The 22,107-nt window shown below is 72.6% G+C and carries 20 protein-coding genes; 9 read left to right on the top strand and 11 right to left on the bottom strand.

All coding sequences use genetic code 11. From position 1 onward, the window contains the following. Position 1 precedes the first annotated feature (1 nt). The 3 genes from ACFVN5_RS00785 to ACFVN5_RS00775 all read right to left on the bottom strand — a co-directional run bounded on the left by ACFVN5_RS00785 (position 2) and on the right by ACFVN5_RS00775 (position 3,269). Positions 2–1,318: an MFS transporter gene (locus ACFVN5_RS00785; protein WP_376952725.1), complete on the bottom strand. Its 1,317-nt coding sequence runs from the start codon at positions 1,316–1,318 to the stop codon at positions 2–4. A gap of 147 nt (positions 1,319–1,465) precedes the next feature. Further along, positions 1,466–2,659, bottom strand: a complete 1,194-nt coding sequence (locus ACFVN5_RS00780) for an ROK family protein (protein ID WP_376952724.1) — start codon at positions 2,657–2,659, stop codon at positions 1,466–1,468. A 34-nt stretch (positions 2,660–2,693) separates the two neighbouring features. Continuing rightward, positions 2,694–3,269: a TetR/AcrR family transcriptional regulator gene (locus ACFVN5_RS00775; RefSeq protein WP_376952723.1), complete on the bottom strand. Its 576-nt coding sequence runs from the start codon at positions 3,267–3,269 to the stop codon at positions 2,694–2,696. A gap of 96 nt (positions 3,270–3,365) precedes the next feature. On the opposite strand from ACFVN5_RS00775, the gene ACFVN5_RS00770 reads away from it, so the two are divergent. The 8 genes from ACFVN5_RS00770 (at position 3,366) to ACFVN5_RS00735 (ending at position 10,983) form a co-directional block, all read left to right on the top strand. Continuing rightward, positions 3,366–4,643, top strand: coding sequence for an MFS transporter (locus ACFVN5_RS00770; protein ID WP_376952722.1), 1,278 nt, complete (start codon positions 3,366–3,368; stop codon positions 4,641–4,643). Next, the gene (locus ACFVN5_RS00765) at positions 4,640–5,443 is read left to right on the top strand and encodes a phosphatase PAP2 family protein (RefSeq protein WP_376952721.1); all 804 of its coding nucleotides are present in this window, start codon (positions 4,640–4,642) and stop codon (positions 5,441–5,443) included. The genes ACFVN5_RS00770 and ACFVN5_RS00765 overlap by 4 nt, the downstream gene beginning before the upstream one ends. Further along, positions 5,440–7,782, top strand: a complete 2,343-nt coding sequence (locus ACFVN5_RS00760; protein WP_376952720.1) for a glycoside hydrolase family 3 C-terminal domain-containing protein — start codon at positions 5,440–5,442, stop codon at positions 7,780–7,782. Before ACFVN5_RS00765 ends, ACFVN5_RS00760 begins: the two co-directional genes overlap by 4 nt. Positions 7,783–8,031: 249 nt before the next feature. Then, positions 8,032–8,718, top strand: coding sequence for an RraA family protein (locus ACFVN5_RS00755; protein ID WP_376952719.1), 687 nt, complete (start codon positions 8,032–8,034; stop codon positions 8,716–8,718). A gap of 114 nt (positions 8,719–8,832) precedes the next feature. Further along, positions 8,833–9,510, top strand: coding sequence for a hypothetical protein (locus tag ACFVN5_RS00750; RefSeq protein ID WP_376952718.1), 678 nt, complete (start codon positions 8,833–8,835; stop codon positions 9,508–9,510). Positions 9,511–9,689: 179 nt separating this feature from the next. Continuing rightward, a complete protein-coding gene (locus tag ACFVN5_RS00745; protein WP_376952717.1) occupies positions 9,690–10,037 on the top strand; it encodes a hypothetical protein in 348 nt (115 codons plus the stop codon). Positions 10,038–10,042: 5 nt separating this feature from the next. Then, a complete protein-coding gene (locus ACFVN5_RS00740) occupies positions 10,043–10,564 on the top strand; it encodes a hypothetical protein (protein ID WP_376952716.1) in 522 nt (173 codons plus the stop codon). A gap of 86 nt (positions 10,565–10,650) precedes the next feature. After that, positions 10,651–10,983, top strand: coding sequence for a hypothetical protein (locus ACFVN5_RS00735; RefSeq protein ID WP_376952715.1), 333 nt, complete (start codon positions 10,651–10,653; stop codon positions 10,981–10,983). Here the strand turns inward: ACFVN5_RS00735 and ACFVN5_RS00730 are convergent. Continuing rightward, the gene (locus tag ACFVN5_RS00730; protein WP_376952714.1) at positions 10,973–12,370 is read right to left on the bottom strand and encodes an alpha-hydroxy-acid oxidizing protein; all 1,398 of its coding nucleotides are present in this window, start codon (positions 12,368–12,370) and stop codon (positions 10,973–10,975) included. The genes ACFVN5_RS00735 and ACFVN5_RS00730 overlap by 11 nt on opposite strands. 28 nt (positions 12,371–12,398) lie before the next feature. Continuing rightward, positions 12,399–13,157: a FadR/GntR family transcriptional regulator gene (locus ACFVN5_RS00725; RefSeq protein WP_376952713.1), complete on the bottom strand. Its 759-nt coding sequence runs from the start codon at positions 13,155–13,157 to the stop codon at positions 12,399–12,401. A gap of 129 nt (positions 13,158–13,286) precedes the next feature. On the opposite strand from ACFVN5_RS00725, the gene ACFVN5_RS00720 reads away from it, so the two are divergent. After that, positions 13,287–13,790 carry a DUF1707 domain-containing protein gene (locus ACFVN5_RS00720; protein WP_376952711.1) on the top strand — a complete coding sequence of 168 codons (504 nt, stop codon included), beginning with the start codon at positions 13,287–13,289 and terminating at the stop codon, positions 13,788–13,790. Positions 13,791–13,817: 27 nt separating this feature from the next. On the opposite strand, the gene ACFVN5_RS00715 is transcribed toward ACFVN5_RS00720, so the two are convergent. From ACFVN5_RS00715 to ACFVN5_RS00690, 6 genes are all read right to left on the bottom strand, one after another. Further along, entirely contained in the window at positions 13,818–14,798 is a 981-nt protein-coding gene (locus ACFVN5_RS00715) for an NYN domain-containing protein (RefSeq protein WP_376952710.1), read from the bottom strand. Between the two features lie 99 nt (positions 14,799–14,897). After that, positions 14,898–16,913, bottom strand: a complete 2,016-nt coding sequence (locus ACFVN5_RS00710) for a CHAT domain-containing protein (protein WP_376952709.1) — start codon at positions 16,911–16,913, stop codon at positions 14,898–14,900. Between the two features lie 7 nt (positions 16,914–16,920). Then, positions 16,921–17,319, bottom strand: coding sequence for a CU044_2847 family protein (locus tag ACFVN5_RS00705; RefSeq protein ID WP_376952708.1), 399 nt, complete (start codon positions 17,317–17,319; stop codon positions 16,921–16,923). A 23-nt stretch (positions 17,320–17,342) separates the two neighbouring features. Next, the gene (locus ACFVN5_RS00700; protein ID WP_376952707.1) at positions 17,343–19,244 is read right to left on the bottom strand and encodes a CHAT domain-containing protein; all 1,902 of its coding nucleotides are present in this window, start codon (positions 19,242–19,244) and stop codon (positions 17,343–17,345) included. Positions 19,245–19,335: 91 nt separating this feature from the next. Then, positions 19,336–20,982 (bottom strand): CHAT domain-containing protein, encoded by a 1,647-nt coding sequence (locus ACFVN5_RS00695; protein ID WP_376952706.1) that lies wholly within the window; start codon positions 20,980–20,982, stop codon positions 19,336–19,338. Positions 20,983–21,087: 105 nt separating this feature from the next. Further along, a complete protein-coding gene (locus ACFVN5_RS00690; RefSeq protein ID WP_376952705.1) occupies positions 21,088–22,074 on the bottom strand; it encodes a serine hydrolase domain-containing protein in 987 nt (328 codons plus the stop codon). Positions 22,075–22,107 lie beyond the last annotated feature (33 nt).

Below are 22,107 nucleotides of genomic sequence, written 5' to 3'. Positions count from 1 at the left end.
CCTAACGGACGCTCTTGATGGGGATGAGGACGAGCGCCGCGGCGACCACCGCGACGATACCGAAGACGAACAGCATCGGGTAGCCGCCGAACGACGCGATGATGAGGCCCGCGATCGCCGGGCTCATCGCCTGCGGGATGTTCGTGGCGACGTTGAGGATGCCGAGGTCCTTGCCCGCGGCCGCGCCGCCGCCGGGCAGCACCTCGGTCATGAGCGCGGTGTCGGTGGCCATGTAGAGGCCGAAGCCCACGCCGTTCACGACGCTCATGACGATCATGCCGGTGAGGTTCGGCATGACGAGCGGCACCGCCAGCGCCGCGACCATGACCGCGGATGCCGCGTAGATGAAGACCTTGCGGCGGCCGGCGCGGTCGCTCCACCAGCCCGCGAGCACGATCGCCAAAAGGGTGGGAACGACCGCGGCAAGCGCGAGCGTGCCGATGGCGCCGTTCGCCTCGTCGAGGCTGAGGCCGATGTAGTCGGTGAGTATGTAGAGCTGGAACGCCGTGACGACGAAGTAGCCGAGGATGAACAGGAACCGGGCCGCGAACGCCCAGGCGAAGTCGGGGTGGCGCCTCGGATCGATCCAGAAGCCGGCGAGGAACGCCTTCCAGCTCCACGGCTCGATGCTCGCGTCCTTCGAGGACCAGTCGCGGTTGACGAGCACGAACACGATCGCGACGACGATGACCGCTACACCGAAGGCGGTGTAGCCGATGCCGACGCTCGCCGCGAGCGCGCCCGCGGCCATGATGCCGATGGTCGAGCCGACCTGCATGCCGACGCCGGCCATCGCGCTGGCCGCACCGCGTCGCTCGCGCGGGAAGCGGTCGGGCGTGATCGCCGTCAGCGGGCCCTGGAGGGCGTTCAGCGCGACCTGGATGACGACCCAGAACACCGTGATCCACACGAGCGAGGTGAGCGAGCCCAGCCCCATGAGGAAGGCGCCGCCGATGATCGCGCCCCCGAGCATCCACGGCGCGCGTCGGCCGAGACGCGAGCGGGTGCGGTCGCTGAACGCGCCGACGATCGGCTGCGCGAAGAGCGTGAACACGAACGAGACCGTGGTCACCATCGCGAGGTTGCCGACCTTGTTCTCATCGTCGAGCAGGGCGACCTGGTTCGGGAGGAGCACGGCGATGAGGCCGGCGTAGGTGGCGAACAGGGCGAGCGACGCGACGAGGATCGAGGGCAGCAGCGACCGCGTGGGCGGCGGGCTCTGCGGCGGCTCGCCGGCGATCGGACCGGTGGAGCTGATCGCGCCGGTGGGGGCGATGGCGGCGGCGGGGTCGCCGGCCGGGGCGGGGGACAGGGACAACGGGACTCCTCTTCGTCGAGCGGTCGTTCGGCCGGACCGGAGGCGGTCGTGCGATGCGGCGGGGGGCCGCGGCGCACGCGGCATCCGAATACCGAGCGTTGTTCGGGATCATTGTGACCCCGCTCACGAAAAAGTTCAAGTCGTGAACTAAGAACTCGTTGGCGCCGTGAGCGCGAGCGGGTCCTCGAGCACCGCGATGCGCATGGCCCGTTCGGCCCCCACCATGGGCGCGTCCGTGCCGAACGCGCTCGGCACGACGGCCGGGCCGTCGAGCCCGCGGCCGTCGACCCGCGGGCGGTTCGCCGCGAAGCGCACGGCGAGGTCGTCGGCCAGCTCGGCCCAGTAGCCGCCCACGACGATGCGCCCGGGATCCGTCGCCATGGCGAGGACCTGCATCGCCCGCGCGATCCACGCCGCGGCGTCGTCCCACGCGGCTGCGGCCAGCGGCTCGCCCGTGCGCACGCGCTGCACGAGCTCGACGAGTGCGGCATCGAGGCCGTCGGTGTGTGCGAGCGCGTCGAGGCCGGCCGCGGCCAGCACGACGTCGGGGCCGGCCACCGTGACGAGGCATCCGCGTTGGCCGCACTCGCAGGCGACGCCGTCGGCGACGATCGGCAGGTGCCCGAGTGCGCCCGCGATGCCGTGCGCGCCTGTCACCAGCTCGCCACCCGCGATGAGCGCGCCGCCGATGCCCGAGTCGCTCTTCAGGTAGAGCAGGTCGGCGGGGGAGCCCTGGGCCGCGTGCTCGGCGAGCGCCGCGACCGTCGCGTCGGGCACCAGGCGGATGCCGCCCGCGAGCGTCGGGTCGAGGTCGGGCAGCCGCTCGCGCAGCAGTCCGACGAGGTCGACCTGTCCCCACGCGAGGTCGGTGTCGGCGAGCACGACGGGCGGGTCCCCGCCGACCGGCGCGTACGCGATGACCGTGAGCGCGACCGCCCGTCGGCCCGACGCGCGGAGGTCGTCGAGCGTGTCGGCGATCACCGCGGCGAGCGCGTCGGCGACGGGTGCCGGATCGCCCATCGGCCGGCCGTGCCGCCGCCGGTGGTCGGCGAGGCGCTGCGACGACAGCGTCGAGGCGACCGCGGTGACGTGATCGGCGTCGACTGCGGCCGCGACGAGCGCGAGGTCGTCGCCCGTGAGCTCGAGCAGTGTGCGCGGACGACCGCGGCCCTCTGCCGCGACCGAGGCGGCCTCGCGCACGAGCCCGGCGTCCACGAGTGCGCCGACGAGGCTCGTCACCGCGCCGCGGGTGAGTCCGGTCGCGTCGGCGAGCTCGCTGCGCGAGCGCGGTCCGAGCCGGGCGAGCGTGGTGGCGACGAGGCCGAGGTTGTGTCGTCGCACTTCGGCGGAGTCGAGGCTGCGGCGCGGCATCCGCTCAGGCCCGCGTGACGAGCTGCCAGAGGTAGGCGACGTGCTCGGCCATGTCGATCGACGGGTCGAGCATCCACTGGGTCTGCAGGCCGTCGGCGGCGGCGAGGAACAGGTTCGCGAGGCGCTCGGGGTCGAGCCCGGGGTCGATGCGGCCCGCGGCCTGCTCGTCGCGCAGGAGCTGCGAGAACATCGCGCGGAACTGCTCGTAGCGCTCGACGAAGAAGTCGTGGGCGGGGTGGTCGGGGTCGCCCGCCTCCGTCGACACCTGCGCGTAGAGCTGGACGAGCCCGGGGACCTCGGAGTTGTGCCGGATGACGGCGAAGAACCCCTCCATCGGCGTCTCGTTCAGGCCCTCGAACGCCTGGGCGTCGACCTCGTCGCGCTTGCGGAGGATCTCCTGGAAGAGCTCCTCCTTCGACGAGAAGTAGTGCAGCAGGCCGGCCTGGCTGAGTCCCACCGCGTCGGCGAGCTCGCGCACCGAGGTGCGGCGGTAGCCGTTGCGGGCGATCACGTCGAGCGCCGCGGTGAGGATCTCCTCGCGCTTCGCGATGCCCTTCGCGTACGAACCCCTGCGTGCCATACCTGCATGCTACGGACTCGCCGTTGCAAACGAAAACCGAGCGATGTATGGTTTTGCGGACCGCCTCACCGAAGAGGCGTCGAAAGGACCCCCACCATGACGACGACGTCAGCGCCTGCATCACTCGTCGAGCCCGACGGCACCGACGAACCCCGCCCCCTCGTCCGCGGCTCCGTCAAGCGGCTGCTCGGCTGGATCATCCCCGCCAACCTCGCCATCTTCATCCTCTGGGGCGCCATCCCCGGCGTGCTGCTGCCGCTGCAGATCACCGGCATCGACCCGGCGAACAAGGTCGCCAACCTCGCGGTCGTGACGACCATCGGCGCGTTCGCCGCGATGATCGCCCAGCCCGTCGCCGGCATGATCTCCGACCGCACGCGCAACCGCTTCGGACGCCGCGCGCCGTGGATGGTCGCGGGCGTGCTCATCGGCGGTCTCGCCCTCGTCGGCATGGCGCTCGCGAACGGCATCGCCCAGATCGCCATCGCCTGGACCATCGTCCAGGTCGCCTACAACTTCGCGCAGGGCCCGCTCAGCGCCATCCTGCCCGATCGCGTTCCCCGCGCCGCCCGCGGCACCTTCGCCGCGCTCGCCGGAATGGGCGCCATGCTCGGCGCGCTCGGCGGCCAGGTCGCCGGCTCCGCGCTCGCGTCGAGCATCCCCGCGGCCTACCTCGGCCTCGCCGGCCTCGCGCTCGTCGTCACCGTGCTCTTCGTCGTGTTCAACCCCGACCACTCGAGCCGCGACCAGCAGAACCCGCCGTTCTCGCTCCGGGTCTTCCTCGGCACGTTCTGGGTGAACCCGGTCAAGCACCCCGACTTCTTCTGGGCCTTCACGGGCCGCCTGCTGCTCTACACGGGCTACTTCGCGGTGACGGGCTACCAGCTCTTCATCCTCCAGGACTACGTGGGGCTCGGCGACGCCGCCGTCGCGTCGATCCCGCTGTTCGGCCTCGTCGGCCTCGTCGGCATGATCGCCGCCATGCTCGTGGGCGGGCCCCTCTCCGACAAGCTCGGACGCCGGAAGATCTTCGTCTTCGCGTCGTCGGTGCTCGTCGGCCTCGCCCTCGTCGTGCCGCTCGTGAGCCCGACCTTCGAAGGCTGGCTCGTCTACACGATCGTCGCCGGCATCGGCTTCGGCATGTTCCAGTCGGTCGACCAGGCCCTCATGAGCGAGGTGCTGCCGTCGAAGGACTCGTACGCGAAGGACCTCGGCGTCGTGAACATCGCCGCGACCCTCCCGCAGACCCTCGCCCCGGCCGTCGGCGGTGCGATCGTGCTCGCGTTCGGCGGCTACGCCGCGCTCTTCCCGGTCGGCATCGCCCTCTCGGTGCTCGGTGCGCTCGCGGTCTGGCCCATCAAGGCGGTGAAGTGATAGCGGATGCCGCGAGCGCGCGTGTTCCCGTCGCGTCGACGCCGTCGCGACCGGCCCGTCCGCCGGCCTTGCTCATCGTCGGCCTCATCGGCCTGGCCGTGTTCGTCGCCTTCGGCCTCGCGGTGTTCCAGGACGTCGAGCAGCCGTTCACCCAGCCGCTCGACGACGCCTGGCGCCGGCTCGTGGGCGCGAGCGCGCTCGACCAGGTGAGCTGGGTCGTGCCCATGTTCTTCCAGTACCTCGGCGAGCTGCCGGGCGCCGTGCTGACGCTGCTCCTCATCCCTGCGTGGCTGTTCATCGTGCGGCGCTGGCGCTCGGCACTGTTCTTCCTCACGGCCGAGCTCGCGGGCACCATGGTCGTCTCGCAGCTCACGAAGAACCTCGTCGATCGTCCGCGACCCGCCGACGACGTCGCGAACCAGCTCTACGGTCCGCTGTTCTCGGTCGACCACGGGTCGTTCCCGTCGGGCCACGCCGTGAGCGCCGGCATCCTGCTCATCGCCGTCGCCGCGATCCTCCCGCCCGCGAAGCGGCTCGTGTGGTGGATCGTCGGCACCCTCGTCGTCGTCGGCATGGTCTGGCAGCGCACGCTCATCAACGCGCACTGGTTCTCGGACGCCGTCGTCGGCGTCATCGGCGGCGCGAGCGCGACCCTCGTGATCTGGTGGGCGTTCTCGACCCTGCTCGCGAAGGACTACGGCAGGCCCCTCTTCCGGCGCGCGAGCTCCGCGCCGGCCCGACCGTCGGCGGCACCGACCGCCGTCACCGACCCCGCACCCGCAATCGAAGGAGCACCATGACCGACACCCTCGACCCCACGACGGATGCCGCGGCATCCGCCATCGACCGGACCGCGGCCGACGTGGTCGCCGACCTCACCCTCGAGGAGAAGGCCTCGCTCACGAGCGGCGCCGACTTCTGGACCACCAAGCCACTGGAGCGCGCGGGCATCCCCGCCATCATGCTCACCGACGGGCCGCACGGCGTGCGCAAGCAGCGCGAGGACGCCGACCACCTCGGCATCGGCGACAGCGTTCCCGCGACGTGCTTCCCGCCCGCCGTCGCGCTCGGGTCGTCGTTCGACCCCGAGCTGCTCGAGCGCGTCGGCGTCGCCCTCGGCGAGGAGGCACGCGCGGAGCACGTGGGCGTGCTGCTCGGCCCCGGCATCAACATCAAGCGCTCGCCGCTCTGCGGCCGCAACTTCGAGTACCTCTCGGAGGACCCACTCGTGTCGGGCGTGCTCGGCTCCGCGCTCGTGCGCGGCCTGCAGTCGCAGGGCGTCGGCGCGTCGCTCAAGCACTTCGCGGCGAACAACCAGGAGGCCGATCGCATGCGCGTCTCGGCCGACATCGACGAGCGCCCGCTGCGCGAGATCTACCTGCGCGGCTTCCAGCGCGTGGTCGAGGACGAGCAGCCGTGGACCGTCATGTGCTCGTACAACCGCCTGAACGGCGTGTACACGTCGGAGGACCCGTGGCTGCTCACGACAGTGCTGCGTGACGAGTGGGGCTTCGAGGGCCTCGTCGTCTCGGACTGGGGCGCCGTCAACGAGCGCGTCACCGGGCTCGCCGCCGGTCTCGACCTCGAGATGCCCGCGAGCGGCGGACGCACCGACGCCGAGCTCGTGGCGGCCGTGCGATCGGGCGTGCTCGACGAGCGCCTGCTCGACCAGGCGGCGCGCCGCAACGTCGAGCTCGTGCAGAAGGTCGTGCGCGGCGCCGGCCCTTCGACGGGCTCAGGGACCGGGTCGGCGGAGGCCGGCCCTTCGACGGGCTCGGGGACCGCCGGGTACGACGCCGACGCGCACCACGCGCTCGCCCGCGAGGTCGGCGGCGCGTCGATCGTGCTGTTGAAGAACGACGACGCCGTGCTGCCGCTCGCGGCCGGGGCATCCGTGGCCGTCATCGGCGAGCTCGCGCGCTCCCCGCGCTACCAGGGCGCCGGATCCTCGCAGATCATCCCGACGCGCCTCGACAGCGCGCTCGACGAGATCCGCCTGCTCGCCGGTGCCGAGGTGCCGTTCGCGGCCGGGTACGCCGACGACGGCGTGGTCTCCGACGAGCTCGTCGCCGACGCCGTCGCCGCGGCATCCGCGGCCGAGACGGTGCTGCTGTTCCTCGGCGTGCCCGCCGCCCTCGAGTCGGAGGGCTTCGACCGCGACGACATCGAGCTGCCGGCGGCGCAGCTCGCGCTCGCCGAGGCGGTCGTGGCGGCGAACCCCCGCACCGTCGTCGTGCTCTCGAACGGCGGCGTCGTGCGCCTCACCGACCTGGCGTCGACGGCGCCCGCGATCGTCGAGGGATGGCTGCTCGGACAGGCCGGCGGCGGCGCGATCGCCGACGTGCTGTACGGCGTCGTGAACCCGTCGGGCCGGCTGGCCGAGACCATCCCGGTGCGGCTCGCCGACAGCCCCGCGTACCTCGACTTCCCGGGCGAGCACTCGCACGTGCGCTACGGCGAGGGCCTGTTCGTGGGCTACCGCTGGTACGACGCGCGCGAGCTCGAGGTCGCCTTCCCGTTCGGGCACGGGCTCTCGTACACGTCGTTCGCCTACGGCGACGCGACGGTCGAATCGGATGACGCGGGCCTCACCGCGCGCGTGACCGTGACGAACACCGGCGACCGCGCCGGCTCCGAGGTCGTGCAGGTGTACACCTCGCTGCTCGGCTCGGCCGTGGTCCGCGCGCCGCGCGAGCTCAAGGCCTTCGCGAAGGTCGCCCTCGCGGCGGGCGAGTCGCGCGAGGTCGTGGTCCACGTGCGCCGCGAGGACCTGGCGTACTGGGACACGCGCATCGGCGCATGGGTCGTCGAGCCCGGAACGTACGCGGTCGAGGTCGGGGCGTCGAGCCGCGACATCCGCTCGACCGCGTCGGTCGACGTCGAGGGCGAGGCCGTGCGCGTGCCGCTGGACCTCGAGTCGTCGATGGGCGAGGTGCTCGCGCACCCGGTGGCGTCGCAGCTCATCCAGCAGGCGCTCGCCGCCGGCGGCGACTCGACGGCCGGATCGCTCATGGCCGACCCGTCGATGTTCAAGATGATGGCGTCGTTCCCGATCGGGCGCCTCGCGTCGTTCCCGGGCATGCCGTTCGGGCGCGAGCAGGTGGAGCAGCTGCTCGCGGCCGCGAACGCGCAGGCGTAGGAGCGTACGTCGCTCGCGACACGAAGGGCCGGGGGTTCGACTCCCGGCCCCTCCTCGTGCGGGCGTCGGACCCGACGAACCGCAGGAACTTCTGCGCGACACCCCGTTCGCGGGCGACTCGCGCTCGGCAGGTCGGCCGATTGTTCCTGCAACGCGTGCGAATCGTCCGTGCGCGGCGATGGCGGGAAGCCGACGGAGGGCGGCAGGCGCGGGCCTTGCCGCCACGCGCTCGCTCAGTAGCATCGCGGCATGCCCACCGAGATCGTGCCGCCCACCGCCGCCGTCGCCGACGCCGCGCTCCGCCTCGGGGTCGAGGCCCGGCTCGCGCCCGTGTCGCTCCGGCCCCTGCTGCCGACCCCGCCGATCGCCGGGCCCGCGCGTCCGGTGACGCACCTCGGCAGCGTCGACGTGCTGCTCGAGACGATCGACGACGCGCCGCCCGGCGCGATCATGGTCGTCGACAACGGCGGACGGCTCGACGAGGCGTGCGTCGGCGACCTCATGGTGCTCGAGGCCGAGCGCGCAGGGCTCGCCGGGATGGTGATCTGGGGCCTGCACCGCGACACCGCGCAGCTGCGCGAGATCGGACTCCCGGTGTTCAGCCTCGGCGCGTGCCCGTACGGTCCGCGGCGGGTGCCGCCGGCCGGTCGCCGCATGGCCTCCGCGGTGCTCGACGGCGTCGCGGTGGGGGAGGACGACCACGTGTTCGCCGACGACGACGGCGTGCTCGTCGTGGCATCCGTGCACGTCGACGCCATCGTCGAGACCGCGCTCGCGATCCAGCGGACCGAGACGGCCCAAGCCGACCGGATGCGCCGTGGCGAGAGCCTGCGCGCCCAACTCGACTTCGCCGGCTACCGCGCGCGGCAGGCGGCCGACCCCGAGCTCACCCTGCGCCGGCACCTCACCGAGCGCGGCGGCGCGATCGAGGTCTAGTCGGCCGCGGCGCGCGATATCCGGTCCCGCCCCCTTGAATCCCGGCCGAGACGAGCGCACAGTGGAGGGAGCGAGGGAGGTCCCATGCGCGACTCGATGGTTCACCCGGTTGTCATGCCGATCCTCTCCCCGGGCCGGCACCACTCACCGCGGCGCGGGGCCTGCTTCATGGAGTTCGCGTCGTACCTCGCGGGCGAACGCTGGAGCGACCATCCCGCCTGCACGAACGGCACGCTCGCGCACCTCGCCCGCTTGGTGAACGACCGAACGAGCGACCCGGCCCGCGCGAGGCTCACGCCGCTCATTCCGACCGTGATCGGGCTGACCAGCGACGACCCGCTGCTGGACGTGCTCCTCGCGGTGCGGGCCGCGAGCGCCGCCCTGCCGATCGCCGCCGAGGAGCGCCAGCGCTCGCAGGCGGTCGGGCTGCGCGTCGCCCTCGAGGTCCTCGCGGATCGTGACGACGCGGTCGTCGCGGACTCGCGGGAGCTCGCGGAGTCCGCGCTCCAGGTCGCCCCGTCCGCCGACGAGTGGGCCGCCCGGTTCATCGACGAGATCGGCCGCGGACGTCGTCCGGGCATGACGACGCGGCAGTGCCGGGGCATCGTGACGGGCGCCGTCGACGGGATCGCACGAGCGTGCGTCGCGGACCCCGACGATCGACTCGTCGCGCTGCTCGCCGCCGCCGTCTCCGACGCGGCGCGCTTCGTGGGCGCCCCGTCCGAGGCCACCGTCCTTCCCGTCGACGCCGACCTCCCGGACCCGGGCGTGCCGGCGGTCGTCCGCGGCTGAGCCGCCCTCGAATGCAGGAAGATCGTGGCATCCGCCGCGTGTCGCGGTCGACGGATGCCGCGTGTCGGCCGGTTCTTCCTGCATCCAGGCGTTCCCGCAACCCGTTGACGCCGGAATCGCGGCCACGTAGACCGGGAATGATCGCGTCGCGAACGCGATCCGACGAAGGGAGCCGACGGATGGCCGTGAAGCTCAACCAGACCGGGATCCGGCACGCCCGCTCGCTCGTGCGCGACGGCAAGGTCGTGCGCGACGAGCGCGACGCCTGGAGCGAGGACGCGCCGAGCGCCCAGGACGAGAACGACTTCATCGAGAAGCACGGGTGGGGCGAGTACAGCAAGTGGCACCTCGGGGTCGACGACGACATGGACCGCGACACCAAGGGGCACTACAGCTTCCCCTACGGCGACTTCGCCAAGGTGCACCGCTGCGCCGTGATCTCGGCCGAGAGTCGCGCCGGCCAGTTCGACCACGACGACATCCGCGACGACGCGAAGAAGCTGCTCGAGCTCATCGACGGGGACTGATTCACATGGCCACGACGACCGAGCGCGACGACCGGAAGCAGGCGAAGTCGGCGATCCGCGCCGCCCGGAAGGCGGAGAAGGAGGCCGGCAAGCTCGCGAAGCAGCTGCCGAAGGGCGCCCCGCGGGCGAAGTTCGAAGCCGTCGTGGCGGATGCCGCGACGACGCGTCGTGCAGCGGAGGCCGGCCGCGATGCGACACCACGTCGTGCCGCTCGACAGGCCGCTCGCGCGTCGGCGCAGCTCGAGCGCGCCTCGCTGCGGATGGGCCCGAGCGGCGACGTCGGCAAGGCCAGGGCCACGCCGAAGGACACCGACGCGGACGCACGCGCGAAGGCCCGCGCGAAGACGCTGAAGCGCCGTCGCAAGCAGGCCAAGCAGGTGCAGAAGATGGCCAAGTCCGTCGCCATGCACACCGTCGTGCAGGCCGTGACGACGCCGACCGAGAAGGAGCAGGCGAAGCAGGACATGAAGGACCTGCAGCGGCGCGCGAAGCGAGTCGAGCTAGCCGGCCGCCGCCGTCGCTCCTGACGGCGCACCGACCGGCTCCGTTCGGCGCGACCGAATGGGGGATTCTCCCGATGCCGTGGCCGATCGCGGAGCCTAGCTTCGGTGTCATGGACCTCGCCGTGTTCGCCGGCGTCGTGTCGACCGGCCTCTTCGTCATGAGCTACCTGCCCATGCTGCTGAAGGCGGCGCGCACCAGGGACCTCTCGTCGTATAGCCTCGGCAACCTCGCGACCACGAACCTCGGCAACCTCGTCTACTCGGTCTACGTGTTCTCGCTCCCGTTCGGGCCGATCTGGCTGCTGCACGGGTTCTACCTCGTGGCCTCCGCGCTCATGCTGCTGTGGTTCCTGCGCTACCGGCCGACGTGGAACGCTCCCCGCCCCGCGACGGATGCGCAGGACGGGGAGCGGGTACTTGACCGGGTGCCGTCTACTTCGTGACGGTCCGATTGGCGGGCTTCGACGCGGCGGGCTTGGCGGCTGCGGCCTTCGTCGCGCCGTTCTTCGACGCCGTGCGTGCGGTCGAGGAGGCGCGCGGCGAGCGCACGGTCGTGGGCTTCGACGCGACCGCGGCCTCCGCGGCATCCGCCACCGGCTTCGCGATGGGCTGGAGCCGCGCGAGCTGCGTGACGTGCTGGGGGCCGAGCTCGTCGAGCGTCGCCACCTCGAGCAGCTTCATCGTGCGCTCGACCTCGGTGCGCAGGATCGAGATGGTCTTGTCGACGCCCCGTCGTCCGCCGGCCATGAGCCCGTAGAGGTAGGCGCGGCCGATGAGCGTGAAGCGCGCGCCGAGGGCGACGGATGCCACGATGTCGGCGCCGTTCAGGATGCCGGTGTCGACGTGCACCTCGAGGTCGTTCCCGACCTCGCGCACCACGTGCGGGAGCAGGTGGAACGGGATCGGCGCACGGTCGAGCTGGCGGCCGCCGTGGTTCGAGAGCACGATGCCGTCGACGCCGCGATCGGCGAGGAGCTTCGCGTCCTCGACGGTCTGCACCCCCTTGACGACGATCTTGCCCGGCCAGATCTCGCGGATGATGTCGAGGTCCTCGAACGAGATCGTCGGGTCCATCGCCGAGTCGAGCAGCTCGCCGACGGTGCCGCCCGTCGACGACAGCGACGCGAACTCGAGCTTCGGCGTGGTGAGGAAGTTGATCCACCAGGCGGGCCGCGGCAGCGCGTTGATGATGGTGCCTGGCGTGAGCTGCGGCGGGATCGAGAAGCCGTTGCGCTTGTCGCGCAGGCGGGCGCCCGCGACCGGAGTGTCGACCGTGAAGAAGAGCGTGTCGAAGCCCGCGGATGCCGCGCGCTTCGCGAGCTCGTACGAGATCTCGCGCTTGCGCATCACGTAGAGCTGGAACCAGTTGCGGCCGTTGGGGTTGGCGGCCTTCACGTCCTCGATCGAGGTCGTGCCGAGCGTGGAGAGCGTGAACGGGATGCCCGCCGCGCCCGCGGCGCCGGCGCCGGCGATCTCGCCCTCGGTCTGCATCATGCGCGTGAAGCCCGTGGGGGCGATGCCGAACGGCAGCGCGCTCGGGCCGCCGAGCACCTCACGGGTCGTGTCGACCACGGGCACGTTGCGCAGGATCGACGGGTGGAACTCCACGTCCTGGAACGCCTGGCGGGCGCGTGCGAGCGACAGCTCGCCTTCGGCGGCGCCCTCGGTGTAGTCGAACGGGGCCTTGGGCGTGCGGCGCTTCGCGATGTCGCGCAGGTCCCAGATCGTCAGGGCCTTCTCGAGCCGGCGGTCGGTGGGGTTCGTCGTCGGCTTCTTGAACCGCATGAGCTCGGCGAGCTCCTTGGGGTTCGGGAACTGGCGCTGCACCATGGTGTCGCTCTCTCTCGTTGCTGGTGGGTCAGGTCGGGTCGGGGAGGGTCTCGGCGTAGTAGCCCGAGATGTGCTCGTGGACGCGCGAGCGGGCGGCCGGGGCATCCGCTGCGTCGATCGCCTCGACGATGCCCCGGTGCTCGTGGCGAAGACGGCCCGACGTCGCGCCCCAGTCGTCGATGTTCGCGAGGCCCGCGAGCGCGTAGCCCTCGATGCCGCTGCGCAGGCCGGCCATGGTGGCGGTGATCACCTGGTTGCCGGATGCCTCGGCGAGCGCCAGGTGGAAGGCCGCGTCGAGCGCGAGGAACTCCGACGGCGACAGGCCGGGGACGTCCATGGCGTCGAGCAGGCGTCGGGCGGGGGCGAGGTCGGCGTGCGGGGCGTCGGCGAGGTCGCCCGCCACCGAGGTCTCGAGCAGGAGTCGGGTGCGCACGATGTCGGCGACGGGGAAGCCGCGTGCGGCGACCTGCAGGCGCATGAGCGCGCTCATGCCGCCACCGGGCGTCGCGATGATGATGGCGCCCGCGGTGGGGCCCGACCCGGTCTGCGTGCGGATCAGGCCGAGCACCTCGAGCACGCGCAGCGCCTCGCGCACGCTCGACCGGCCGACGCCGAGCTCTGCGGAGAGGGCGCGCTCGCCGGGGAGGTGGTCGCCGACCGAGAGGGAGCCCTCGAGCAGCTGCCGCTCGACGTGTTCGAGCACGGTCTGCCAGGCGCGGGGCGTGTCGGGCACGACGGCAGCGGGGGCGTCGGATGCCTCGGGCGCCTGGGATGCCGCAGCGGCCATGCTGCTCGCTCCTCTCGCCCGCTCCGATGTGGTCTGACCACACTAGCACATGTGGTCAGACCACAGCCCGCCGGAAGGAATCCTCCGAAACCCTTCCACCGCTCGGCCGCATTCGGGCACGCTGGACGCATGAGCGGATACACGTCCCCCGAACGACCCGACCAGCGCCTCAGCGACGCCGAGCGCGAGGAGGCGGTCGGCGGGCTCGCACAGGCGCACGCGGAGGGCCGCCTCTCGACCGAGGAGTACGGGGAGCGGTCCGCGGCGGCGCGCCGCGCGGTGACCCGAGCCGACCTCGTGCCGCTCTTCGCCGACCTGCCGGAGTCGCCCGCGGCCGAGCAGGCGGTGCCGCTCGCGGCGACGCCGGGACCGGTGCCCCCGCCGCCGGAGCCGGCCTCGGGCTTCGGCGCGGCCTACCGGGCCGCGGAACCCGTCGATGGGGGCAGCCGCGCGCTGGGCGGGCGCGTCGGCGCCACGATCATGGCGCTCGTCCCGCTGCTCGCCGTCGCGCTGTTCTTCATCACCGGTTTCATGGGCAGCTTCGCGTGGTCCTGGCTCTGGTTCCTGCTCGTGCCGATCGCGGGCGTCGTGATCTACGGGCCGGGCGCCGACGGGCGTCGCTCGCGGCGCTGACCACGCCGGCGCGTGCCGCGAGCCGGGTCAGCCCTTCTTCGGGCGGATCCGGATGCGGTTCCCCGCCTCGTCGAGCTCCACGACGCCGGCGCGCGATTTCACGAAGTCGCTGAACGAGCCGAACCCGAGCTTGCGCTCCTGGAACGACGGGTCCATCCGCTGCATCTGGTTCTTCACGGCGCCCGACGGCTGCCACTCCTGGTCGTTCCGCGCGCGCAGCAGCTCGAGCGCCTTCAGCAGCAGGCGGCCGGGGTTGCGCGTCGGCGGTGCGGCCGGCGGCGTGGGCTCGGCGGGTGCGGATGCCGCGCCGCCCGACTTCGGCGATTGGGCGGCGTCGGGCGCGGCATCCGTCGCCTTCTTCGACCGACCGCGCGACGGCTTCGATGCCGGCTCGGGCGCGGCCTCGGGCGACGCGGGCGGGTTCTCGTCCTCGTCGACCGCGGCATCCGTCGACAGCAGCGCGTCGTAGTCGGCGAACTCGTCGCAGGCGGCGCTGAGGGCCCGGCTGGTGCCGCCCGCCACGCCGATGCCGACGACGTAGGCGCCGAGGCGCTTGGCCTTCTGCGCGAGCGGCACGTAGTCGGAGTCGCCCGCGACGATGACGATGTGGGTGAGTCCGTCGAGGCGGAACAGGTCCTCGACGGCGTCGACCGCGAGGCGGATGTCGGCGCCGTTCTTCATCGACTTCACGAGCGGGAAGAGCTGCACGAGGTCGACCGCGCGGTCGATGAGCTGCCCGCGGTAGCTCGCGTTGACCGGGGTCGACCAGTCGGCGTACGCGCGGGCCAGCGCGATGGTGCCGAACGTCGACGCGTAGTCGAGCACCGCGTCGACGTCGACCGTGGCCTCGACCAGGCGCCCCGCGGCCTGCGTGCCCGAGGCGGGCGCCTTGCTGCGCGAGGTGTCCTTGCGATACGCGCCGTCGCCGTGCAGCTGGTCGTAGCGCGAGATGACGATGTTGTCGAAGTCGAAGTAGAGGGCCACGCGGGGTTCTGCCGAGGCGGGCATGTCGACCTTCCGTCGTTGGGCGTTGTTCCCCGATCGTAGAACGCCCGGGCTGCTGCGCGGGGGAAGCGGGCTCCCGATGGCGGTCGCTCGCCGCCGACGTCACCAGATGGACACGTCGAAGCTTCCGGCGTTGTCGAACAGCACGGGGTCGTTGACGCCGAGCCAGATGGTCCCGGCGGCCGGGCAGGTGTACTCGGCCCGGAACGTGCCGGTGCCGTCGTCGGCGAAGCCGCCGAAGAGGTCTGTGCCGTCCACCGGGAGCAGGCCGCCCACGAGGGCACCCGGCGCGAACTCCGGGTACACCGCCCGGTACCCGGCCGGCGGTCCCGTGTAACCCTCGGGGCCGAAGAGGGGATCGCCCACCGCCGTGTCCTGGTCGACCGTCCCCGTGGCCGACATCGCGACGACCTCGCCCGCGGCGCACTGGAGGTCCGTGACGACGTCGGGCCCCGCTCCCGGCACGGAGACCACCGCGCGCGGTGTGGGAGCGGGCTCGCCGGTCGGCTGGCTTCCGTTCCCCTCGGGCGAGGGACCGGGCTTGGGCACGAGGGCGTAGACGATGCCCCCGCCGATGACGAGTCCGAGGACGACGATGAGCACGATGAGCCAGGGCGCGAGGCGCGGCTTCTCGTCGTCGTGGGTCGTGTGGGTCTCGTCGTCCGTGCGGGGCGGTGGCGGCGTCGGTGGCACGGCCGGACCGCCGGAGGGCGGCGGTGGCGGTGGGGGAGGTGGTGGCGACGGCGGCGTCGCCGGCGCGGTCGGCGGCACGGCGTGCGCGTCGGTGGGCGGCGGCGGGGGCATCGGCCTGCTCGGGGCTGTGCCGGCGGCGGCGACGTCCGTTCGCACGATCGGGATCAGCGTCGCGGGGACGTCCCCGGTGTCCGCGGAGTGGATCGGCGGCATGGCGTCGGGGCTTCCCGCGCCGGGGGGCGGAACCGGGCGTGTCGGCGCGGTGGGAGGCGGCGTCGGCGGCACGGACCCCGCAGCGGGCACCGGAATCGTCTTCGACGTCGCCGCGACATCGAAGAGCCGCGTGTCGTCCCCGCGCAGGTAGAGCACCGGGGTCACCCACTCGAGCGAGCCGCGCGTGACGCCGAGCATCCCGATGCGGCCGCTGCGAACCGCCTCGTCGATGCCGCGACCGTGCGCGAGTGCGGCGTAGAAGCCGCGAGCGAACTCGATCGCGGCCGGGTCGCTGACGGAGAACTGCATCGCGGCGACCGCGTGGATCCCGCTGTGCACGAGCGCCGCAGCGGTGCCCGAGAAGAGGTCGTCCCCACCACCGGCGCCCGATCGGCAGGAGTTGAGGAGGACGAGCCTGGGCGTGGGCTCCGCCTCGGCGAGCAGGTCGGCGAGGGCCGAGGCGGCGACGTAGTCGGCTCGCCCGTCGCGCCCGACGAACGCGAGGACGCCCTCGTCCGTCTCGGTGTCGTAGGTGCCGTGCCCGATGAAGTGCAGCACGTGCCACTCGTGCTCGAGCAGCCTGTCGTGCACGCTCGACCAGGTCACCTGCTCGAGCCACTCGACCTGCACGCGCCCGCTGTCGAGGTGAGGTCGCAGCGCCTGCTCGAGCAGTTCCTTCTCTCCCTCGACGTCGAGCGACGGGAGGCCACGGGGCGAGGAGATCATGCAGAGCACGCGCAGCGGCGGGGTCAGGGCGAGCGTCGGCGGGGAGTACGGCGCGGGGACGTATCGCACCAACGGCTCCTTGCGGCAGAGGTACGAGCCCGTCTCGGGGTCGTACAGCGCCTCCCACGGCAGCGCCGCCAAGCCAGGGGCGGTCAGCCGAAGCACGATCTGCACTCCGGATCCTCGATCGGATGCCACCGCGAGGCTCGTGCGGTACGCCGTCTCGACCTCGCCACGGAACACGGATTCGAAGAGCAGGCGGCCGACGCCCTGGATCGCGACCTCCGTCGCCGGCATGATCCGGCGTGCCGCGACGGAGGACGACAGCACGCTGTCCTCGAGTGCCTGGCGACGGTCGAGCAGCTCATCGACGTCGAGCGTGAACGTGGCCGTGGGCTCGCCACCCCCGACGGATCGCAGCACCTCGACGACGTACGTCCCGGGCTCGGCGCCCTGGCTGATCTCGAGCTCCATCGCAGCGTCCACGGCTCCGTCACCTCCCGTCGGCGAGCCAGCGCATCGTCACGCGGAAGTTGGCCATCGAGCCGGCCGCGGCGATGTACGCCCCCACCTCGAGACTCACTTGGAAGCCGAACTCCACTTCGAGCTCGTCAGGAGCGTCCTCCTGGGCGCGCACCTGTCGCACCAGCGCTGAGACCGCCGGACGTGCGTGCGCGAGCACGTCGTCGAGGCTCTGCTGGGCGCGTTCCACGAGACGGCCGCTCGGGATGCCGCGGGTGGCCAGCGCGCCCTCGGGGATGCCCCGCAGCGTCAGGCCTTCGCGCTGGGCCTCGACGTCCGCGTCGGACGTCACCGGGATCAGGCCGTCGTCGGCGACCTGGATGGCGACCTCGCCACCGTCGTCGGTCGTGAAGATCGCGATCCGTTCCATGACGTCCATCCCTCTCGCCCGCGTCAGCTGTTCTTCACCACCGACACGTGGAACTCACCGCTGTTGCCGACGAGTCCCGTGTCATTGATGCCGAGCTCCAGGCCGCCCTGCGCCGGGCACACGTAGGTCGTTCCCGAACCGACCGGGAACATCTCGGGGATCGTGTCCAGCCTGCCGATGACCGAAGCGGTGTTCGCGTCGGCCAGCACCCGGTACTGCGCGCCTTCGCCGTTCGTCAGGCCGTCGGGACCGACCTCGGACTCGGCCGTGCCGTCGTGGTACGCCGTGCCGGTCACCGTGATGACGAACTCGTCGCCCTGCTCGCAGTACAGACCGACGTCCGTCCAGGCGGTGTCCATCGGGAGCGCGAGCTCGGCGGTGCTCGCGTCGCCGCCGCCGCCGTCGGTGTCCGGCCGCAGGAGCAGGAACGTGGCGATCGCACCGCCGATGGCGACGGCGGCGATGAGGGCCACGGTGATCCACGGCTTCGCGCGCGACGGCCGCTTCGACGGATGCCGCGGGGTCGGTGCCGTGGGCGGCGAGCCGGATGGCGGCCCGGGCGGCGAGGTCGGAGGACCCGAGGACGGCGGGGCCGCCGGCGGTGGCGGCACGTCGGCGGGCGGGCGGGGCGGAACGGGCGCCTCGCGCGCGACATCCGATGAGCCCGTCGAGCCCGTCGGCGCCGAGGCGGCGGCAGGCGGGGCCCCGACGGTCGGTCGGGGGTGCGCGGTCTCCTCCACGAGGGCGGGCATCGCGCCGGACATCCTGCCGGACGTCGTGACGGGTTCGGGGCGCTTCTGCGGCGGCGGCGCCGCGGGCAGGGGCGCGACGTCGAAGAGGTGGGCGTCTTCGCCGCGCAGGTAGAGCACGGGCGTGACCCACTCGAGCGTGCCGCGTCCGATGCCGAGGATGCCGATGCGGCCGCTGCGCACGGCCTCGTCGATGCCGCGTCCGTAGGCGAGCGCGGTGTAGAAGCCGCGGGCGAACGCGATGGCCGCGACGTCGCTGATCGAGAACTGCATCGCGGCGACCGCGCGGATGCCGCTGTGCGCGAGCGCCGCGGCCGTGCCCGAGAACAGGTCGGAGGTGCCGGCCGCGCCCGACTGGCAGGAGTTCAGCACCACGAGGCGCGGGGTCGGATCGGCCTCGTCGAGGAGGTCGGCGAGGGCGGATGCCGCGACGTAGTCCGCGCGGCCGTCGCGTCCGACGAATGCGAGCACGCCCTCGTCGGTGTCGGTGTCGTAGGCGCCGTGGCCGATGAAGTGGAGCACGTGCCACTCGCGCTCGAGCAGCTTCGCGTGGATGCCGTCCCACGAGGCATCCTCGAGCCAGTGCAGTTCGACGCGGCCCGCATCGAGGTGAGGCTTCAGCGCGCTCGCGAGCCGCTCGCGCTCGTCGTCGATGTCGAGGGCGGGGAGCCCGCGGGGCGACGAGATCATCGCGAGCACGCGCAGCGGCGGCGACACCGCGAGCGCCGCGGGCGAGTACGGAGCCGGCACGTTGCGCACGAGCGGCTCCTTGCGGCAGAGGTACGTCTGCGTCTGCGCGTCGTACAACGTCTCCCACGGCAGCGCGGCGAGGCCCGGAGCAGTCAGGCGCAGGGCGATCTGCACGCTCTTCCCTCGCTCCGAAGCGACGGCCATGCTCGTGCGGTACGCGCCGGCGACGCTGCCCGCGAACGCCGAGTCGAAGAGGCGGCGCCCGACGTCCTGGATCGCCGCCTCGGTGTCGGACATGACCCGGCGCGCCGTCACCGACGACGACAGCACGCTGGCCTCCAGGTGGGGGCGCCGGTCGACGAGATCGTCGAGGTCGAGCCGGACCGTCTCGGTGGGCTCGCCGCCCCCGACCGACCGCAGCACGCGCACCACGTAGGAGCCCGGTTCGGGCCCGGGCCCGATCTCCAACTCCATCACGGTGTCCATGGGCGAATCCTCGTCGGTCCGGAGGCGCCGGAACAGCGTGGAGCCCCTGAATGCGCGCTGCGGGATGACCCGGACATCACGTCACCCCGCCTCATCCCGCCGACTCGAGTTCGACGGTCACGGTGAACGCGCCGCTGTTGTCCTCGAGCAGGTTGTCGTTGGGCCCGAGCAGCAGTTCGCCGGCCTGCGGGCACTCGTAGGTGTACTCGGCGTACACCGGGAACGCGTCGGACCGGTTGTTCAGCCGGCCGATCAGCGCGAACGGGAACATGTCCGAGTAGACGCGTTCCTCCACGAACTGGTCCGTCGCGATCCCGCCCGGCCCGACGGGATCGCCGCTCGCGTCGTAGCCGCCCTCGCCGCGGGCGGAGATGTGGATGGAGTCGCCGGCATCGCAGGACACGCCCGTTCTCGTCCACGCGGTCGTGAGCGGGACCGAGATCTCCGTCGAGGACGCGGAGCCGCCTCCGCTTCCATCGGGGTCACTGGCGCCGGAGCCGCCGCCATCTGTGCGAGGGAGGACGGCGAACGTGATGAGCGCGGCAGCCACGGCCGCGATGGCCACGGCCGCACCCACCAGCCACGGCCTCCGGCTGCGCTTCGACGCGGATGCGGCGGCGACCGGCGTCTCGACGGACGACACGTCGAACAGGTGCGCGTCCTCTCCGCGCAGGTACAGCACGGGGGTCACCCACTCGAGCGTGCCGCGGCCCAGGCCGAGGATGCCGATGCGGCCGCTCCGCACCGCCTCGTCGATCCCTCGGCCGTGCGCCAGCGCGGAGTAGAACCCGCGGGAGAACTCGATCGCGGCGGTGTCGCTGATCGAGAACTGCATCGCGGCCACCGCGTGGATGCCGCTGTGCGCCAGTGCGGCCGCCGTGCCCGAGAAGAGGTCGTCGGGTCCGCCCGCTGCCGATCGGCAGGAGTTCAGCAGCACGAGCCGCGGCGTCGGCTCGGCCTCGGCGAGCAGGTCGGCGAGGGCGGATGCCGCGACGTAGTCGGGCCGGCCGTCGCGCCCGACGAACGCGAGCACGCCCTCGTCGGTGTCGAGGTCGTACGTCCCGTGCCCGATGAAGTGCAGCACGTGCCACTCCTGCTCGAGCAGCTTGTCGTGCACGCCCGACCACGTGACGGGTTCGAGCCACTCGATCCGTACGCGCCCGGCGTCGAGGTGCGGTCGCAGCGCCTCCTCGAGGAGCTCCCGTTCGTGCTCGACGTCGAGGGGCGGCAGGCCGCGGGGCGACGACACCATCGCGAGCACGCGCAACGGGAGGTCGATCGCGAGCGGCGCCGGCGCGTGCGGGGCGGGCACTCGCCGGACCAGCGGCTCCTTGCGGCACAGGTAGATCTCGGTGGCCGGGTCGTACAGCGCCTCCCATGGGAGGGCGGACAGCCCCGGCGCCGAGAGGCGCAGCGCGACCTGCACGCCCGATCCGCGTTCCGACGCGACGGCCTCGCTCGTACGGTAGGCGGCGTACACGTCGCCCGCGAACGCGGCCTCGAACAGCTCGCGCCCGAGCGCCTGCAGGTTCGCCTCGGTGTCCGACATGATGCGACGCGCCGACACCGACGAGAGCAGCACGCTGGCCTCGAGGTCGGGACGTCGACGCAGCAGCTCGTCGACGTCGAGCCGGAACGTCTCGCTCGGCTCGCCGCCGCCGATCGATCGGAGCACACGTGAGACGTACGTTCCCGGCTCGGGACCGGGACCGATCTCCATCTCCATCACCGTGTCCATGCGGTGTCTCGGATCGCGCGGCAGACGTTCGGCCGACTCCCAGCGTACGCCGGTTCCGGGATCCCGGACAGGTCGCGGCCGCGCGAGCGGCCGCAGCGGCGCGGCTCAGGCCGCGGCGGCGACCGCGTTGTGGAGCTCGTCGCCGTCGACGCCGAAGCGGCCGAAGCCCCCGCCGATGTTCGTCAGCAGCACGAAGCAGACGTCGAGCGACGGCGTGATCCAGAACTCCGTGCCGGCCCAGCCGCCGTGGCCGAACGTGTCGCGCGCGAGCAGGCCCGGCGCCGAGTGCCGGAGGTTCCACGTGAAGCCCCAGTCCTGGCCACGCGACTCGATGTACGGCTCGAGCTTCGGCAGGCCGGCGGTGAGCGGGCGGCGCATCGCCTCGAAGGTCACGGGCGCCACGAGCGACCCGTCGTTGCGCAGCAGCGCGCTGCCGATCGCGAGCAGGTCGGCGGCACGGGCGAACAGTCCGGCCCCCGGATGCCGCAGCGACGTGAACTGCCCCCAGTCGAGGCCCTGCTCGACGACGTCGACCGGCAGGTGCGGCGTCGAGTCGGCGTCGAACGTGAGGCCCGGGGCATCCGCGCGCTCGCCGACCTTCGCGATTGCCTGCTCCCAGGGCGCGCCCGACGCGTCCTCGATGAGTGCGGCGATGCCCTCGAACGCGATCGACGAGTAGCGCGAGGCGGCGCCCGCCGGGAAGTCGCGCGACGGCACGAGCAACGACGGCCGGAGGCCGTCGGGCACGTCGAGCGGCGGCTCGCTGATGCCCGAGGTGTGGCTCACGAGGTGGCGCAGGCGCACGATGTCGTCGCGCCAGCCGCCGAACTCGGGCACGGCGCGCGTCAGCGGTGTCTCGGGCGTGAGTCGTCCCTGCTCGATGAGGTGCAGGGCCGCGAGTCCGACGATCGGCTTCGTGATCGAGAACAGCGGGTAGTGGTCGTCGACGGATGCCGCGTGGCCGCCGGTCGCGCCGAAGGCCTCGAGCGCCACGACCCCCTCCGCCGTGGCGACGCCGAGCACGGCCGACGGCAGCGGGCCGTCGTGCACGTTGCGGCGGACCCAGTCGAAGGCGGCGTCGAACTGCGGCATGGGGGAGTCCTCTCGGGGAGTTACAGGGGTCGG

It is taken from the genome of Agromyces sp. NPDC057865, assembly GCF_042796995.1.
In the GTDB taxonomy this organism is placed as follows: domain Bacteria; phylum Actinomycetota; class Actinomycetes; order Actinomycetales; family Microbacteriaceae; genus Agromyces.
This window is presented reverse-complemented; position numbering and strand designations above follow the sequence as displayed.

Coding starts and splice junctions, on each gene's coding strand:
- ACFVN5_RS00775 (WP_376952723.1), bottom strand. CDS start 3,269: ATGGCACGCAGGGGTTCGTACGCGAAGGGCATCGCGAAGCGCGAGGAG.
- ACFVN5_RS00770 (WP_376952722.1), top strand. CDS start 3,366: ATGACGACGACGTCAGCGCCTGCATCACTCGTCGAGCCCGACGGCACC.
- ACFVN5_RS00760 (WP_376952720.1), top strand. CDS start 5,440: ATGACCGACACCCTCGACCCCACGACGGATGCCGCGGCATCCGCCATC.
- ACFVN5_RS00755 (WP_376952719.1), top strand. CDS start 8,032: ATGCCCACCGAGATCGTGCCGCCCACCGCCGCCGTCGCCGACGCCGCG.
- ACFVN5_RS00750 (WP_376952718.1), top strand. CDS start 8,833: ATGCCGATCCTCTCCCCGGGCCGGCACCACTCACCGCGGCGCGGGGCC.
- ACFVN5_RS00745 (WP_376952717.1), top strand. CDS start 9,690: ATGGCCGTGAAGCTCAACCAGACCGGGATCCGGCACGCCCGCTCGCTC.
- ACFVN5_RS00740 (WP_376952716.1), top strand. CDS start 10,043: ATGGCCACGACGACCGAGCGCGACGACCGGAAGCAGGCGAAGTCGGCG.
- ACFVN5_RS00735 (WP_376952715.1), top strand. CDS start 10,651: ATGGACCTCGCCGTGTTCGCCGGCGTCGTGTCGACCGGCCTCTTCGTC.
- ACFVN5_RS00730 (WP_376952714.1), bottom strand. CDS start 12,370: ATGGTGCAGCGCCAGTTCCCGAACCCCAAGGAGCTCGCCGAGCTCATG.
- ACFVN5_RS00725 (WP_376952713.1), bottom strand. CDS start 13,157: ATGGCCGCTGCGGCATCCCAGGCGCCCGAGGCATCCGACGCCCCCGCT.
- ACFVN5_RS00720 (WP_376952711.1), top strand. CDS start 13,287: ATGAGCGGATACACGTCCCCCGAACGACCCGACCAGCGCCTCAGCGAC.
- ACFVN5_RS00715 (WP_376952710.1), bottom strand. CDS start 14,798: ATGCCCGCCTCGGCAGAACCCCGCGTGGCCCTCTACTTCGACTTCGAC.
- ACFVN5_RS00705 (WP_376952708.1), bottom strand. CDS start 17,319: ATGGAACGGATCGCGATCTTCACGACCGACGACGGTGGCGAGGTCGCC.
- ACFVN5_RS00700 (WP_376952707.1), bottom strand. CDS start 19,244: ATGGACACCGTGATGGAGTTGGAGATCGGGCCCGGGCCCGAACCGGGC.
- ACFVN5_RS00695 (WP_376952706.1), bottom strand. CDS start 20,982: ATGGACACGGTGATGGAGATGGAGATCGGTCCCGGTCCCGAGCCGGGA.
- ACFVN5_RS00690 (WP_376952705.1), bottom strand. CDS start 22,074: ATGCCGCAGTTCGACGCCGCCTTCGACTGGGTCCGCCGCAACGTGCAC.